We start from the raw sequence: 16535 nt of genomic DNA, 5'->3' as shown, positions 1-16535 counted from the left end.
TGGAGCTGACTGATACTAATCGGTCGAGGGCTTGACCAGAAGGTTTAGGGAAAACGGTTGTGGCTTGGTTGTTCAGTATGTGGTTTTGAAGGTATATGTGAGAGAAGTTATTCCTCGATAGCTCAGTCGGTAGAGCAAACGGCTGTTAACCGTTGGGTCGTAGGTTCGAGTCCTACTCGGGGAGTTTATTTTCATATACAAGTGAATTAGCGTTAAGGCCCCATGGTCAAGCGGTTAAGACATCGCCCTTTCACGGCGGTAACAGGGGTCCGAATCCCCTTGGGGTCATTGAATAATATAAGTTAATATGGCGACATAGCCAAGCGGTAAGGCAAAGGTCTGCAACACCTCTATCACCGGTTCGATTCCGGTTGTCGCCTCTTTTGGAATCACAGAAATGTGGTTCCTTTTTTGTTGCTGTACATGCTCTCAGCTATCCATCATAACATAAAAAATGCGGAATAAATGTAGTAGAATCTGGCAAAAATAGGAACATAAATAGTTTGAAGAAGGAGAGCAGCGCTATGAATAAGTATTCAGGAACAAAGACGGAACAGAACTTGAGGACTGCATTTTCAGGAGAATCAGAAGCCAAAAATAAGTATACTTTTTTTGCTTCTGTGGCTAAGAAAGAGGGGTATGAGCAGATTGCCGCTCTGTTCCAGAAAACAGCAGATAATGAGAGGGAGCACGCAAAGCTGTGGTTTAAGGAATTAAACGGTATTGGAGATACGGCAGAAAATTTAAAATCAGCGGCCGAGGGTGAAAACTACGAGTGGACAGATATGTATGCCGGTTTTGCAAAGACTGCGGAGGAAGAGGGGTTTACGGAGCTGGCCGCTAAATTTCGGCTGGTTGCAGAGATTGAGAAACATCATGAAGAGCGTTACAGAGCACTGCTTAAAAATGTAGAGCTGGCAGAGGTATTTGCAAAGAGCGAGGTAAAGGTTTGGGAATGCCGCAACTGCGGTCATATTATGGTTGGAATGAGTGCTCCAAAGGTATGTCCGGCCTGCAATCATCCTCAAGGTTACTTTGAGATCCATGTGGAGAATTATTGATGATCCAGAACGGGTGGATTTGTTTTAACTTCCCCCCTTTCCATATCCTCTGTCATATGGTAAGATAGTAAAATGCCTGAACAGTCCCATCAGGCGCACTAGAAAATGACAGGATGATGGAAATGAATTATATTGTATTTGATCTGGAATGGAACCAGAGTCCCGAGGGGAAGGAGCGCTCAGACAGGTACCTGCAGTTTGAGATTGTGGAGATTGGGGCGGTGAAGCTGGATCAGAACCGGAAGCCTATAGGGGAGTTTCGCCGCCTGGTCAAGCCACAGGTTTATGAGGAGCTTCATTTTAAGATACAGGAAGTAACGGGGCTGGAGATGGAGCTGCTTCTGAGAGAAGGGCAGCCTTTTGAGCAGGTAATCCGGGAGTTTTTAGAATGGTGCGGACCGGAGGAATACCGTTTCTGCTCCTGGGGGCCTATGGATCTGACAGAGCTGGAGCGGAATATTGCCTACTATGGGATGGAAATTCCCTTTGAGAGACCACTGTTGTATTACGATATACAGAAGCTGTATTCTCTGGAGTATGGAGATGGCAAAAGCAGGGCAGCTTTGGATCAGGCAGTTTGCGAGCAGGATTTGGCAGATGAGGGAGGATTTCATCGGGCATTCAATGACGCCCTCTATACGGCAGAAATTTTTGGGAAAATAGATATGGAGCGGTTTGGACCATATGTGTCTGTGGACTATTATCAGCTGCCTGAATCTGGAAAGAGCTATCGGCTGTCTTTCCCGGAATATTCTAAACTTGTTTCTGCAGAGTTTGAGACAAAAGAGGAGCTGATCAAGAATAAGGAGGTCAGTGATCTGGTATGCATCAAATGCCGGCGGATGCTCAGAAAAAAGATCCGTTGGTTTTCTTACGGACAGCGGTTTTATTTTGCTATGGGGATTTGCCCGGAGCATGGATATATGAAGGGAAAGATCCGGGTAAAGAAGTCAGAGCGGGAGCTTTACTATGGAGTAAAGACGGTTAAGGCTGCTTCGGAAGAGGATCTGGAACTGCTGGTTCAGAAACGGGAAGATAATAAGAGAAAGAGAAAAAGTCTGCCTAAGAAGTGATGGGCAGACTTTTTTATAGAAGTAAGGAAAATAGTTATCACGTTTGCGGAAACGGAAAGACTATTCCTCCCGCATCCGGTATCCTACGCCAATTTCTGTAAATATGTATTGGGGTTCTGCGGGATTTTCTTCCAGCTTGCGGCGGATATGGGCCATGTTGACACGCAGGATCTGATTATCATTGTCCGCATAAGGCCCCCATATTTTGGTGATAATGGATTCGTAGGTCATAACACGGCCCGCATTTTGAGCCAGCAGACAAACCAGCTTATATTCAATCTGGGTCAGGTGTACTTCCTGACCCTTTACTTTTACCAGACGACGTTCAAAATCAATCGAGAGATCGCCGACTTCATACAGATGGGATGTATGAGTATGGCTTCTTTGGGCATGGCGCAGGGCAGTACGGATCCTGGCTAAGAGCTCTCCGGTTCCAAAGGGTTTGGTTAAATAGTCATCAGCGCCCATATCCAGTGCTGTTACTTTGCTGTTTTCCATGGTACGGGCAGAAATGACAATGATAGGGGTAGTACTCCAGATACGCACATTCTGGATAATATCCAGTCCATCCATATCAGGAAGTCCAAGATCCAGAAGAATCAGATCAGGATGGTTTGAATTGATGTGCTGCAGTCCGTCCCTTCCGGTGTTAGATGTGATAACACGGTAGCCTTCGGGTTCCAATATACGGCTGATGAAGCTGCAGATATTTTTTTCATCTTCAATGATAACAATGGTTGCTTTTGTTGACATATCAGTATTCCCTCCAATCAGGTAGTGTGAAAGTAAACATGGCGCCTTTAGAATGGTTGGCAGCCTCAATGGAGCCGCCATGTGCATTTATAATGGTTTTACAGATCGAAAGTCCGATTCCCATCCCTTTGTGGCCGTCACCCTTGGGGTTAGAGCAGGCGCCTCCGCCGTCAAAGAGTGTGGGAAAACGGTCGGGATCAATGCCGTTTCCATAGTCTTTGATCGTGACAGAAAGGATTTTATCATGAATGGCAGCTGTCAATTCGATGGGCTCCTGGCTGTTTCCGTGGAAGGCGGCATTTTCAAGCAGGTTATTGATGACCTGTTCAATGAGCTTTGCATCCATGGGAACCATAATAAAGGCATCGGGAACACTTACATGAACCACAGCCAAGGGAAAGCGCTTGCGAAATCGCTGGACTGCCTCAGAAATGACTTCCTCCAAGGGCTCTTCAGTCTTTACCACAGCAGGTGCACCGTCCGTATCCTGAATCCGGGTAACGGACAGGAGATTTTCGACCATATTTAAGAGCCATTGAGCATCCTCTTCAATATTTGAAATCAGTTGACGCTGTTCCTCCGCTGTCATGGTATTTTGCTGTTCGAGACAGGCAACGCTGGAGCCTATGATTGTGGTAAGAGGCGTTCTCAGATCGTGGGACACAGCCCTCAGAAGGTTAGCCCTCATGGTTTCTTTTTCTGCATTCATCAGTTTTTTGTCCTGCTCACGGATCAGATTTGTCTGGCGGGAAATCATGATGCAGATGCTGCTGGTAAAACAGGAGATAAATGCCATCCCGAAAAAGGTAAGGGGATAGCCGCTGAGAGTAAAATTCAGCTTCATGTAGGGCACAGAGAAGGCATAATTTACCCAAAAGACACTGTACAGGGAAGCGATAATGCCTGCGCCGTAGCAGCTGGTAGCGCAGGCATGAAGGATGATAGCAAGGATATAGACAATGGATACATTGATCAGATTGTCTGTGAAATGAAACATCAGGCTGGAAACCAGAGTTGCTGCTGCCATATAAATGATGGTGGTAGGAAGGGTCCGTACGGTTTCCACAACAGACTGTTTCAGGTGAAATGGTTCTCTGGGGAGAGGGGAATGGGAGTGAAGCATGGTCGGAAGTCCTTATCTCAGTGTAGTAAAGTTTACAGGCTATCTGCGGCGGTTTTTTCGGAACGAGCGCCCTTTTGTCCGCCTGCGGGGGCGGTAGGAGGGTATAGAGCTTCTCTTTTTGGACAGCATCTGATCAAAATCCGAGGAGGAGAAGCCCATATCTTCTAACCGTTCTAAGCGTCTCTGCCGGCGGCGCATCAGATCCTCCTGTTCTTTCTGCCTGTTATGAAGAAAGAGGAAGATTCCTGCGCCGAGAATAACAGCAAAACCGCCGGCAAGAGAGACTGCCAGCCACAGGGAAAGGCCAAAAAGTGTGCCTTTGTCTTCCGTACCTGCAGCATCCGGCTGTGCAGAGCGCCTTTGGATCTGTAGGACAGGATCGGGGGACTCTGTTTCAGATGGAACCGATGCTTTCGATGGAGCCGTCGAAAGATTGGCTGCATCAGAAGACTCAGAGAGAGCGGCGTCTGAAGAAATGACCGTATCCGGCGCACTTATCCGGTTAACCTGAGCCGTTGTGCACAAATATACCTGTCCTGTTTCATGACCCTCATAGGTATAGGAAATGCGGGCAATGGCATGTTTTGGAGCATCCTGGCCGAGTTCGTAGGACAGACTGGGAGTCAGATCGGAAAATACGGCTTCCCTGGGAAGGATTACCCGGCTGTCTGGATCAAGGGACAGGGAAATGCTGTCCTTTGCGGTCATTCCTGCAATGGTCATGTCATTTTCCAGAGAGCGGTAGGTGGTTTCGTGGTCTGCGGCCTTTAAGGACTGAAAATTGGAAAAACCAAAGTCGAAAAGAGCTTTTGTATCCCGGTAATGAGACTGATGGCCGTTCAGAACAACAGCAATCAGAGTAATACCGTCACGTTCGGCACAGGTTACCAGGGTATTTCCTGCCAGGGAGGTGTATCCTGTTTTTCCGGCAAAGGCTCCCGGATAGGTAACAGATGTATTTTGTTTTACCATGTTATGGTGGTTGGCAACATAGCCGCCCTCAGCATTTTTTTTGGTAGGCGCCATCTGGTAGCTGCGTGTGCCACTGATTTCCACAAAATCAGGATTTTTGATGGCTTCCTGTGTGATCAGCGCCATGTCGTGAGCTGTGGTGTAGTGATTTTCGTCATTTAAGCCGCTGGGATTGGCAAAATTACTTCCTGTACAGCCCAGGCTCCTGGCTTTTTGATTCATGAGCTCTGCAAAAGCTTCTCTGGAACCGCTTACATGACAGGCCAGAGCATTGGCGCTCTCATTGGCAGAGGCTAAAAGCAGAGCATAGAGGCAGTCGCGGACGGTCAGCACATCGCCCTCGTCAATTCCTGCGGAGCTGCTTCCTGCCTCTACATTGTACACGTCATCATGGGAGAAAGTAACCATTTCATCCAGCTCACATTCCTCCAGTACGATCAGCGCTGTGAGGATTTTGGTGATACTGGCCGGATAATAGGCCTGATTTTCATTTTTTCCATATAGAATGCTTCCGGTGTCAGCATCCATCAGGATACCGCCGTCTGCTTCAATGGAAACGCCGGTGGGCCAGGGAACGGCTGCCGCAGCTGTAATAGGCGTAAAGCTCAGAATCAGGCTAAGGCATATAAAAAAGGGAAAAAGTCGTTTCATACGTTACACTCCTATGGGCGGTGCTTGTGTTTCAGAGTTAAAGCCAGACAGACTGCAAACAGGATAAGAGACAGGCTGCCAAAGGTAAATGCAATCCGTCCGGCTGTGTCCATAAAAAAGCCTTCAGGCACAATATTGATCAGCATATCGGTGGACGGATCCAGGATCCACAGATCGTTGCTAAAGAAAATATGGTGGAACATAATAAAATATTTTGTAAAATCGGTGGAGATGATGGCAGCCAGGGCCGCGATCAGACCGAAAAACAGCCCGGTTCCCAGGCAGACGGAAGGAGGAAGAAGGCGTTTCATATCAGCCTTTGTAACTGCCATAAAGACAAGGGCAGAGGCACACAGAACCAGACATACCCTCCGGATGGAGATGGCTGCCAGAAACAGTCCCTGAACATCCTCCATATGGGCGATTTCTCTGGCATTGAAAAACTCCCGCTCCTGTCCGTCCATGACGGTCATCACATGAAGATCTTCACGGTCTCCCCGCAGATAATCCATCATCTCATCTGTTACTTCTAACAGATCTTCCATGGTCATGGCAGGAAGATCCTTAAGTACCTCATATTTTGTGTATTCTTTTTCAAAATATCCGGGTGTCCAGTATACGACAGCTTCTATGGAGGTGATAAACAGGACGATCATCAGGCAGAATGCCATCAGAATGCCGGTCAGGCGGTGAAGATATTTCATATCGGGAAGTCCTCCTTTGGGATGGGTATGGTTTTGATTCACATAAAAGAAAAAGCCCGACTTCGCAGCTTGCTGACGATCTGCAGAGTCCGACCTTTAAACGCGCCTTTATAAATCACTAAGGGCTGCATACGTTATTAAAAAGACGCATAAACTACCTATTTTATATCATGTAATAGGAGAGTTGTCAATGTTGAAACTTTATGAAAAAAGCCATATCAAACATTTGCCGGGATACGGGCGGGTTTGGTATGGCTTTTGTTTGGATGTAAAAGGATTTAATGAAGCTCAGGCCAGAATTCTTTGTTGGCTTCGATCATGTCATCTAGGATCTTTTTGGCAACCAGAAGGCTGGGGACAGTTTTTGAGAGGGTAAATGCCATCAGTGCTTTTTCGTAGGAATGCTCGATGGCTGCCTCAACTACCAGCTTTTCAACTGCTTCCTGCTGCTCGATCAGACCCTTATAGAAGGTAGGAATCTCACCTACACGCACAGGTTCAGCTCCGCGGTCTGTAATATAGGCAGGAATTTCAACCATGGCATCGTCAGGCAGATTCTCAATCGCCCCCCTGTTTTCTACCATTACAAGGTAGCGCTTGCGCAGGTCGAAGGCCAGGCTCATTGCTACGTCTACGATAAATTCGCCGTGTACGCCGCCAAAGAATTTGGTCAGATCGACTTCTTTTCCTGCGCGGTAATCTGCTACTGCATCAAAAATCCTTTTTTCGCGGCCTTCCATTACCTCGTTGGCGCGGGTGTGGTTGGGATTGCTGCTTTCAACCACTTCATCGCCCAGAAGATAATACTGCATATAGGTATTTGGCAGATAATCATGGAATGCAGAGCAGATATGTCTGGAATTGGCATATGTATGAAGCCAGGAGGGATCACTGTGCATTACATCGCTCTTTTCATTTTTGGGCATATATCCGTTTTCTGCCACATAGGACTTTAATTCCTCTGTTACGTCGGTTCCATTGAGGCGCACTTTGGTGAACCATCCGAAATGGTTCAGGCCGAAATAGTCTACTTCCAGATCATGGCGGTCACAGCCCAGAATCTCAGCCATGTTTCTCTCGATTGCCACAGGCATATCGCAGATATTCAGGATGCGGGCATGAGGACGCAGGCGGAAGGTGGCTTTTGCCACAATCGCAGCCGGATTAGAGTAGTTAACGATCCAGTAAGTAGGCTTTGCATACTTTTCGCAGTAGTCAATCAGTTCTACCATAGGGTAAATGGTACGCAGGCCGTAAGCAAGACCGCCGGGGCCGCAGGTTTCCTGGCCTACTACGCCGTATCTTAACGGAATCTTCTCATCCTGTTCGCGCATGGCGTACAGTCCTACACGCATCTGTGCAAAGATAAAATCTGCATCTGTCATGGCGGTTTCCGGGTCTGTGGTAAGAGTCAATTTTACATCCGGATCAAACATCTCTACTACATGGCGGACGATAACGCCCACGTCTTCCTGACGTTTGGCATTGTTATCATAGAGAACCAGTTCATTGAGTTTAAAACGGTCTTTCTGTACCAGAAGACTTTTGACGATTCCCGGAGTGTAGGTGCTGCCGCCTCCGGCGATGACAAGTTTAAATGTTTTCATTATATACCTCCTGAGTGATTACAAGTGAGTTATTCTTCACGTCCAAGGGCTTTTTCGACGATGGAACGTTTTTTGCTGACAACAGGGCCATAGATAATTTGTATATTATTTCCTTTTACAACAAGACCAGCTGCTCCTGTTGGGGCAAACCATTCTTTATCCTTTACAACAGAGGCGTCTTTTACCTCTACGCGCAGACGGGTCATGCAGTTTCCGATATTTTCAATATTGTCAGGTCCGCCCAGTCCCTCGATGATGCGGGCTGCGGTTTCAGCATCAGCTTCTTTCTTTGCTTCTGCTTTATTTCCGGAGCGGATCTGGGATTTTACTGCTGCTGCATTGGCAGCCAGGTCGATTACATCCTCGCCGTCTTCGCGTCCCGGTGTTTTCAGGTTGAATTTCACGATCAGGAAACGGAAGAGGAAATACATTACAACGATCTCAATCAGACCTGCAACTACATACATAGGCCAGTGTGTCCGTCCGATTCCTGCCGGAAGGTTCAGTACAAGGAAGTCGATAATGCCGTTGGTAGCACAGACACGGACATTTAACAGATATACGATCATCTGGAACAGTCCGTCCATGACAGAGTAGATGACCCACAGCATGGGAGCTGCAAACAGGAAGGTAAACTCCAGTGGCTCTGTTACGCCTACTAAAGAGGCAGTAAGTGTGGCCGGGATAACCTGAGCCTTTGTGGCGGCCTTTTTCTCTTTTTTGGCAGTAGCGATGAAAGCCAGAGCAACACCGATGACGCCAAAGGTCTTCATAAGTCCATAGGTTAAGAATCGGGCAGAGTCGGGCATGGAAGCAACAGCAGGGTCGCTGAGAAGAGCCAGGAAAACAGGCTTTGCGCCTACGATCTGCTCTCCGCCAATGATCATGCTGTCTCCGATTGCGGAATAGAGGAAGGGAGACCATACCAGATGATGGAGGCCGGTAGGGATCAGAATACGGTTTAAAAATCCATACAGGAATACTCCAAATGCGCCAGCGCCTGCCATAATGCCTGTGAGGGCATTGATTGCTGCAGCTGCAACAGGCCAGATATAGGCAGCTGCCAGTGCCAGCACTAATACAATGGGAAGAAGCACGATAAATACGAACTTGCTGTTTCCATACATAGCCATGGCACCCTTAAATTCAGTGTCAATAAAGCGGTTGTGGACTAAGGCTACGATTACGCCCAGGATCATGCCCAGGAATACGCCCATGTCTGTTACATGGTAGCCAAGACAGATCGTCTGGCCTGTACCGTAGAGTGCGCTGGCAGTATCACCTTCCGCCATCAGTCCCGCAACACTGAGCCAGCGAGAGTTGGCTGCAAGCCAGATCAGATAACTGACAAGTGATACGAATGCGGCGTCCGCTTTTTTCTTTTTTGCAAGACTCATTGAGACGCCTACACAGAACAGGATTCCAAGATTGCCGATTACTGCGCTGACTCCGCCATTGATAAATTTTCCAGCTGTATATAAGATACCCCCCTCTGATACAAATGCTGTGTTGCACATTACAGAAGACAGAGCCTGGAGCATACCGGCAATAGGTAAGAACAGAACAGGGCCCATCAAAGCTTTGGAAAAGCTCTGCATGGCGTTCATAACTTTTGCTTTCATGATTCATTCTCCTTTTTCATTCGTTTTCTGTCGGAAGGCGCCATTCCGTTTCGATGTTTGAATTATATCATTTTGAATAAAAAAATCTACTATTTTGTGATAGTTTTAAACATATTCACATAGATTGAAACATGTTTCATTAATGAAATCGGATGTAATGAGAATTGGTTGCGCAGATGGACAGAGTATCGTATAATTTCAGTGAAAATTACACAAAATATGGGTTTGGGATAAAATAGAGGGAATGAGAGATGAAACACGATATTTATAAGCTGGCAGAACAATATCATTTAAATGAAAGTGAACAGCAGATGTTTCAGTCGCTTTTAGAGGCGGCAGACCAGAATATACAGTACAGCGTAAGGGAGTTTGCAGCACGGAATTACGTTTCGCCGGCAGCACTGATCCGTCTGAGTAAAAAGATGGGATATACTGGTTATACGGATATGGTATATCGACTGGGATTTCTGGTACAGAATGAGATAAATAATAAGAATCATGAGTCAGATATTACAGCTTTTATCGGAGAGATACCATTTGAAAAAATGAATCGTTTTCCGGAACTTCTGAAAAAACACAGACATAATCCCATTTTGATTACAGGTACCGGATTCTGTGCCCCCTTAAGGGATTTTTTTGTGCGCAAGCTTCTGGTTATGGGTTACTGTGCCATTGGATCGAATAATTATGAGGTATATGAGGGAAATGCCCTTTCGGCAGGAATGGTAATTGCTATTAGCAAAAGCGGCACAACAGACACGATTATTAAGCCTGTCCGGGATGCCTGCGCACATGGAATTGATGTGGTGGCTTTTACGGGAGGAGCCCATTCTATGATTGCTGATATGGCAGAATTATCATTTGTACTTTTGGATGATAAAATATTAGATGATCGGAATCTTACAGCTAATTATTTTTATGCAAGAGTTCTTATTCTATTTGAGTATCTGATGGATATGACATGGGAAACAGAATAAAGTATAAGATAAAAACAGGACGCCGCACTGCAAATGATCGGTTTATGATCGTAATTGCTGTGCGGAGTTTGTTTTTTAGAGTTTATGTTAATGAGTTAATGTGTATTTTCAGGATGATCCGCATAAATTTTCCCCATCATTTTCCAGGCAATCACTGCGGCTATAAGCTCTGCTATGGGGAAGGAGATCCAGATGCCTGCGGGTCCCATAAAGCGTGAGAGAATCCATCCCAGAGGAACAATGATTACAAGCTGGCGCAGAAGGGAGATGATCAGGGAAGGGCGTCCCTGTCCCAGAGCCTCAAAAACTCCGGCTGCTATGAAAGCCACAGAGGAAATCAAAAAACTGGGGCCGATCATGCGCAGGGCTTCTGTCCCATACTGCATCAGCTCCGGATCTGCATCAAAAATACGCAGAATCGGGCCGGGAAAGAAAATGGATGCAATTGTTCCGGTGAGTGTAACAACGGTTACCAGGCCAAGGCTGCAGCGAATGGTACTGCGGACCCTGTCATGGCGTTCGGCTCCATAGTTATACCCGATAATGGGACGCATTCCCTGGAGAAGGCCGTTGCAGGGAAGGTTTACAAAGGTTTGGAGTTTAAAATACAGTCCAAAGGCTGCTACATAGACGCTTCCAAAGGTAGTCAGGATTCCATTTAAAATGCCGGTTAACAGGGAAGGCATGGCTAAAAGCAGACTGGATGGAATTGCAATACTATAAATAGAACGAATCAGTTCGCGGTTCAGATTCATAAGTCTGGGCCGAATGGATACGCCCAGATTGGTTTTTAAATACACAAGAATATATAGAAGCAACGCCCCAAACTGGCCGATCACTGTTGCAACGGCAGCGCCGGATACACCCATGGCGGGAGCGCCGAACCAGCCGAAAATAAGGATCGGATCTAAAACAATGTTGATCAGACAGCCGCTTGCCATGAGAAACATGGTGGTTTTCATCCGCCCTACACCCTGAAAGAGTTTTTCCATGTACATTTGCAGAACTTGACCGGAAGAGAGACAGAGCACAATGAACGTATAGCTGCAGGCCCATTCGAATATTTGGGGATTATCTGTAAACATCCCAAGAAATGGTCTTGTAATAAAAATGCCCAGAGCAATAAATAACAGACAGTGTATCAGGGCCAGAGAGAGGCCGGCAGATGCCAGATGATCGGCCTTGTTCCTGTTTCCTGCTCCAAGACTCATGGAAATTAAGGAGCTGACACCTACGCCCAAGCCCACTCCAAGAGCCATGATGATATTCTGAAGAGGAAAGGCTAGTGAAACGGCAGTGATGGCATCTGTGCCCAGTCTCGATACCCAGATACTGTCTACAACGTTATAGAGAGAATTGATCAGCATGGACAGCATCACAGGCACTGCCATGGAAACAAGAAGAGGAAAAACCGGCTTTTCCAGCAAAAAACGTTGATTCTGTTCCATAATAAAACCTCCTGTAAGGACAAAAAAAGCCCTCCCGCCTGTTTTGATGCGGGAAGGCTTGCATGCCATTGATAAATGGAAAATGTATAAAATTATATGTTCGCAATAGAAAAGTCCGACCCCGCAGCCTCTAATATCTGCAAAATCAGACCTCTCAGTGCGCCTCCAGGGACTCGAACCCTGGACAAATAGATTAAGAGTCTACTGCTCTACCAGCTGAGCTAGAGGCGCATGTCTATGTGTTGTTGTGTGACACGATAGACATTATAGGGGATAGAAAGTTATTTGTCAATAGTTTTTTGAAAAATATTTACATCCATCTGATTATAAGGAATTTCAATGCCTGCAGCATCAAATTCCAATTTGGTTTTTTCGATAATCCGCCAGCGGGCGCTCCAGTAATCCTCTGTAGCGGCCCATCCACGGGAACCAATGATTACAGAGCTTTCAGCAAGCTCGCTTACATAAACAGTAATGGGTTCATCTTGAATGATTTGAGGATCTTCTCTGTAAATGCGTTCCAGAATCGATTTTGCCTGTTTTAAATCTGAAGAGTAGCTGATGCCTATAGTCAGATCAATGCGCCGCTTTTCCTGAGCTGTCACGTTGGTAATTACAGCATTTGACAGGGTGCCGTTAGGGATGGTGATTCGACGGTTGTCAACGGTGAGCAGGGTAGTGTATACAAGGCCGATATTTAAAACCTGCCCCTCTACCCCCTCGGATACAATATAGTCGTGGATCCCAAAGGGCCGCATGACCAGAATCAGGATACCTCCTGCAAAGTTTCCCAGACTTTCCTGCAGAGAAAGGCCGATTGCCAGAGTGGCGGAGCCCAGCAATGCGATGATGGAGGTCGATGGAATTCCTATTTTTTCCAGTGCCATAAAGATAACAATAGCATAGGTAATGGCATTTGCGAGAGAAATAAGAAATTTACTCAGGCTTAAATCCATATTCATACGGTCAAAGGTGCGTTTTAAAAACCGGCGGAGATAAAAGGCGATCCGGTTTCCGATAATGATGATGACAGCGGCATAGAGAACGCGGTAGCTGAGGGATAAAAGTCCGGGCGTCCATGAGCGGATCGTTTCTAAAATTGCATTGGGCTTTAACTGCTGAAGGTCTTCGTGAACCTCCTGCACAATGGCCTGTGTTTCCTCTAAGGTGGGGATCGAGGGAGTTTGTAGGGTGAAGTGTATCATTCAAATAACCTCCTGTTGTCTGATGGTGTAAAAATTATAGCATAAATAAAATCTGAAAGACAGGAAATAATGTCAGGACTGCTCCTGCAGCTGTTTTTGTATATGGCAGATATAGGACGCATATAAGCACAGCATATCATAAGAATTGGTCAGGTTGCGTCCGCAGATCTCCTGAATACGGTGCAGGCCCGGATACGCAGAGAGCTTGATGAAATGGGGATTCCCTATGAAGAGGTTGTGGGAACGGGAACCATAGCGACACTGAAGGGAAAAAAGGATCATCCGGTGATTGGTCTTCGCTGTGATATTGATGCGCTTTCCATAAAAGAAGCGAAGGAACTGCCGTACCGTTCTGAAAACGACGGGGTGATGCATGCCTGCGGTCATGACGGGCATATCAGTATGCTTTTGACAGCGGCGAAAGTATTGTCTGATCACAGGGACGAACTGAACTGTACAGTAAAACTGATTTTTCAGCCGGCTGAAGAGAAAACAAACGGCGCACTAAAAATGTTGGAGACTGGAAGAGTGGGACATCTGGATACAGTGGTAGTAAGTATCTGTACCTTCCATTCCGGAACCATGGCCAATATTTTTGCAGAGACAGCAGAATTAAGCGGAACTGTGAGAACCTTCAATCCGGAGCTTCGCAAACACTGGTCAATGGAGCTGTATTTTATGTACAGTATTTATTAGATGCACAGGAACAGTTTTAGCAGGCAGAAACTGCTGTACCGCAACGAGGTACGGCAGTTTTTTATGTACATGAAAATCAAGATATGATACAATATTGATAAATATTAAGAAATAGGAGAAGGGCTATGAATACATGCTTTTACAATATTCGTCTTCTGTCAATGGACAAAAATATAGAGATTATACCGGGAGAGGTATGGGTAGAGGGGAATCGGATTACTTATGCAGGTCCGTCGATGAGGGGGGATGAACCGCAGGTTTTGGGATCTGCCCCTCCTGTCTGGGATCGTGAAATCGATGGAAATGGCAATCTTCTCATGCCGGGCTTTAAAAATGCCCATACTCATTCCGCTATGACGTTTCTGCGTTCCTATGCAGATGACCTGCCGCTTATGGACTGGCTCCATACTCAGGTATTTCCTATGGAAGCAAAGCTGCAGCCGGGAGATGCATTCTGGCTGTCCAGACTGGCTGTAATGGAGTATCTGACCAGCGGCATGACGGCAGCTTTTGATATGTATCCCTGGCCGGAGGAAATGGCAAGAGCCTGTGTGGAAAGTGGTTTCAGAACCGTTTTAGTAAGCGGGCTGAATGATTTTGTGTCATCTCCTGAGGGGCTGGAGGAGGATTATCTGAAATTCAATTCCTATGATCCGTTGGTAAGCTATCAGCTGGGCTTTCATGCAGAGTATACCACCAGCCGGAAGATTCTGGAGGCGGTAGCAGATCTGGCTCACAAGTATAAGGCTCCTGTGTTTACCCACAATTCAGAGACAAAGGGTGAAACAGAAGGATGTCTGGAGCGCTATGGGATGACGCCGACTGCATTTTTAGATTCTCTGGGAATGTTTGAATACGGCGGAGGCGGTTATCACTGTGTCCACATCACAGACGAGGATATGGATATCTTTAAAAAGCATGACATGACCATTGTTACCAATCCCGGTTCCAATGTGAAGCTGGCAAGCGGAATCCCCAGGCTGAACCGGATGCTTGAAAAGGGAGTTCGTCTTGCGATCGGAACAGACGGACCTGCCAGCAATAACTGTCTGGATATGTTCCGTGAAATGTTTCTGGTTACAGGCCTTACAAAGCTTCGCGAAAATGATGCTTCCGCCATGCCTGCGGAGGAAGTGCTCAAGATGGCCTGTGTGGGCGGCGCTTATGCCATGGGGCTTACAGACTGCGACTGCATCCGAAAAGGAAAACTGGCGGATCTGGTTTTGATCGATCTGCACCAGCCTAATATGCAGCCTGTCAATAATATCGTAAAAAATTTGGTTTACAGCGGCAGCAAGCAGAATGTAAAGCTGGTTATGATTGACGGAACAGTCCGGTACGAGGACGGAACCTTCTTTATAGGAGAAGATCCTGAAGAGGTATACCGCAGGGCCAATGCCATCATAGAGCGAATGAGACAGGAGGCGTAGAAGCCGGGAAAAATTATTCTGTCGAAAAATAAAAAAAGTAGTTGACAACTCTCTCAGCCTGAGCTATAATACTCGTTGTGTTCAGGAAAATGCGCCTCTAGCTCAGCTGGTAGAGCAGTAGACTCTTAATCTATTTGTCCAGGGTTCGAGTCCCTGGAGGCGCATTAAAAGGTCTGATTTTGCAGATAATGGAAGCTGCGGGGTCGGACTTTTTTTGTGTCTGAAAACAAGTGTGAACAGGCTGTAGGATTATTTTTTCTTTTTGCAGTTTAATGCTGTTTCCACTTCCTTAAAGCATTTGCTCAGATGAAGGAAACGCCGATCCAGATCCCGCCGGTCGCAGGTGGCGCGCTGGAGTTTTTTTACAAAACATGGAGGAAGAAGCATAAAAGTCATAAACCTTCTTTCTATAAATTATATTGATACCCCGGTATCCGGATTTATCTGTAGGAAGATCCGGCGCCGGGGCTTTTTGGAGTCTGCTTTATTCTTTATCATATGCCGGGATTTCCCTGGCTGCTACCAGCTTGCAGATGGGATTTCCCATAGAGGAAAATTTTTCCTCATATTCTGTCATTACATTTCCCTCATTCATGGGACTGTGGTGGAGATCGAAGGTATGGGCCTTGATCTGCCAGCCAGCCTGGGGGATAGCTTCCAGGGAATAATCGAAAAGTCCCCGGTTGTCTGTTTTAAACTCGATCACGCCGTCGCGGGCAAGAATCTGGTCATAGACAGCCATGAAATCGGGAGAGGTAAGGCGGCGTCTGGCGTGACGATCCTTAGGCCACGGATCTGAGAAATTTAGATAGATGCGGTTTACTTCGCCGGGAGCGAAATAGTCAGCCATGGCCTTTGCGTCAATGCAGAGGAAATAAATGTTATCCAGTTCCAGTCCGGCTCTTTTCTGCAGGCCTCTCAGAAGTACGCTGGAATACCGTTCGATTCCAATGTAGTTGATATGGGGATTTTTCTGAGCCAGCTCCATGATAAAGCGCCCTTTTCCCATTCCTACCTCTATTTCGATGGGATGGTCATTTCCGAATACCTGGTTCCAGCTTCCTTTGTGGAGGGCCGGTTCCTGGATCACATAGGGACTTGAGGTGATGGTTTCCTCTGCCCCGGGAATATGTCTTAAACGCATAGATGTATGTCCTCGTCTTTCTTTGCGGTCAAACCGCAGGGAAGTGTAGTTGTTTTATCCGCAGACTGC

Annotated in this window: 14 protein-coding genes and 5 tRNA genes; 9 read left to right on the top strand and 10 right to left on the bottom strand. The window is 46.6% G+C overall.

The window, feature by feature from the left end; all coding sequences use genetic code 11:
• Positions 1-111 precede the first annotated feature (111 nt).
• The 5 genes from ACZM6M_RS15295 (at position 112) to ACZM6M_RS15275 (ending at position 2134) form a co-directional block, all read left to right on the top strand.
• A tRNA-Asn gene (locus tag ACZM6M_RS15295) sits at positions 112-184 on the top strand.
• A 32-nt stretch (positions 185-216) separates the two neighbouring features.
• Positions 217-288, top strand: a tRNA-Glu gene (locus ACZM6M_RS15290).
• Positions 289-309: 21 nt separating this feature from the next.
• Positions 310-380 (top strand) — tRNA-Cys (locus tag ACZM6M_RS15285).
• A gap of 144 nt (positions 381-524) precedes the next feature.
• Complete coding sequence (gene rbr / locus ACZM6M_RS15280; protein ID WP_337434238.1) at positions 525-1061, top strand: rubrerythrin; 537 nt, start codon at positions 525-527, stop codon at positions 1059-1061.
• A 122-nt stretch (positions 1062-1183) separates the two neighbouring features.
• Entirely contained in the window at positions 1184-2134 is a 951-nt protein-coding gene (locus ACZM6M_RS15275; protein ID WP_340277660.1) for a 3'-5' exonuclease, read from the top strand.
• Between the two features lie 60 nt (positions 2135-2194).
• Here the strand turns inward: ACZM6M_RS15275 and ACZM6M_RS15270 are convergent, their stop codons facing one another.
• The 6 genes from ACZM6M_RS15270 to ACZM6M_RS15245 form a co-directional block, all read right to left on the bottom strand.
• The gene (locus ACZM6M_RS15270) at positions 2195-2887 is read right to left on the bottom strand and encodes a response regulator (protein WP_066545220.1); all 693 of its coding nucleotides are present in this window, start codon (positions 2885-2887) and stop codon (positions 2195-2197) included.
• Position 2888: 1 nt separating this feature from the next.
• Positions 2889-4010: a sensor histidine kinase gene (locus ACZM6M_RS15265; protein WP_489490538.1), complete on the bottom strand. Its 1122-nt coding sequence runs from the start codon at positions 4008-4010 to the stop codon at positions 2889-2891.
• Between the two features lie 39 nt (positions 4011-4049).
• Positions 4050-5633: a D-alanyl-D-alanine carboxypeptidase family protein gene (locus tag ACZM6M_RS15260; protein ID WP_417045753.1), complete on the bottom strand. Its 1584-nt coding sequence runs from the start codon at positions 5631-5633 to the stop codon at positions 4050-4052.
• Between the two features lie 11 nt (positions 5634-5644).
• On the bottom strand, positions 5645-6337 hold the full coding sequence (locus tag ACZM6M_RS15255) for a TIGR01906 family membrane protein (protein ID WP_178275174.1): 693 nt from the start codon (positions 6335-6337) through the stop codon (positions 5645-5647).
• Between the two features lie 278 nt (positions 6338-6615).
• Positions 6616-7944: a 6-phospho-alpha-glucosidase gene (locus tag ACZM6M_RS15250; protein WP_066545212.1), complete on the bottom strand. Its 1329-nt coding sequence runs from the start codon at positions 7942-7944 to the stop codon at positions 6616-6618.
• A gap of 29 nt (positions 7945-7973) precedes the next feature.
• Complete coding sequence (locus ACZM6M_RS15245) at positions 7974-9566, bottom strand: PTS transporter subunit EIIC (protein WP_066545207.1); 1593 nt, start codon at positions 9564-9566, stop codon at positions 7974-7976.
• Between the two features lie 251 nt (positions 9567-9817).
• Here ACZM6M_RS15245 and ACZM6M_RS15240 point away from each other — a divergent pair, with 251 nt between their 5' ends.
• Complete coding sequence (locus ACZM6M_RS15240) at positions 9818-10543, top strand: MurR/RpiR family transcriptional regulator (protein ID WP_178275172.1); 726 nt, start codon at positions 9818-9820, stop codon at positions 10541-10543.
• Between the two features lie 95 nt (positions 10544-10638).
• On the opposite strand, the gene ACZM6M_RS15235 is transcribed toward ACZM6M_RS15240, so the two are convergent.
• The 3 genes from ACZM6M_RS15235 to ACZM6M_RS15225 form a co-directional block, all read right to left on the bottom strand.
• Positions 10639-11991, bottom strand: coding sequence for an MATE family efflux transporter (locus ACZM6M_RS15235; protein ID WP_418762289.1), 1353 nt, complete (start codon positions 11989-11991; stop codon positions 10639-10641).
• Between the two features lie 158 nt (positions 11992-12149).
• A tRNA-Lys gene (locus ACZM6M_RS15230) sits at positions 12150-12222 on the bottom strand.
• 50 nt (positions 12223-12272) lie between these two features.
• Positions 12273-13196: a mechanosensitive ion channel family protein gene (locus ACZM6M_RS15225; RefSeq protein WP_489490537.1), complete on the bottom strand. Its 924-nt coding sequence runs from the start codon at positions 13194-13196 to the stop codon at positions 12273-12275.
• A 213-nt stretch (positions 13197-13409) separates the two neighbouring features.
• Between ACZM6M_RS15225 and ACZM6M_RS15220 the strand changes: the two genes are divergently transcribed.
• The 3 genes from ACZM6M_RS15220 (at position 13410) to ACZM6M_RS15210 (ending at position 15486) form a co-directional block, all read left to right on the top strand.
• Entirely contained in the window at positions 13410-13892 is a 483-nt protein-coding gene (locus ACZM6M_RS15220; RefSeq protein ID WP_418926330.1) for a M20 metallopeptidase family protein, read from the top strand.
• Positions 13893-14017: 125 nt separating this feature from the next.
• Positions 14018-15322: an amidohydrolase family protein gene (locus ACZM6M_RS15215; protein ID WP_483200816.1), complete on the top strand. Its 1305-nt coding sequence runs from the start codon at positions 14018-14020 to the stop codon at positions 15320-15322.
• Positions 15323-15413: 91 nt separating this feature from the next.
• Positions 15414-15486 (top strand) — tRNA-Lys (locus ACZM6M_RS15210).
• A gap of 320 nt (positions 15487-15806) precedes the next feature.
• Here ACZM6M_RS15210 and trmB read toward each other — a convergent pair.
• Positions 15807-16466: a tRNA (guanosine(46)-N7)-methyltransferase TrmB gene (trmB, locus tag ACZM6M_RS15205; RefSeq protein WP_418496505.1), complete on the bottom strand. Its 660-nt coding sequence runs from the start codon at positions 16464-16466 to the stop codon at positions 15807-15809.
• Positions 16467-16535 lie beyond the last annotated feature (69 nt).

The organism is Enterocloster sp. (genome assembly GCF_057861365.1).
Note: the sequence above shows the minus strand (reverse complement) of the source record. Positions and strands in the feature narration are given on the sequence as shown.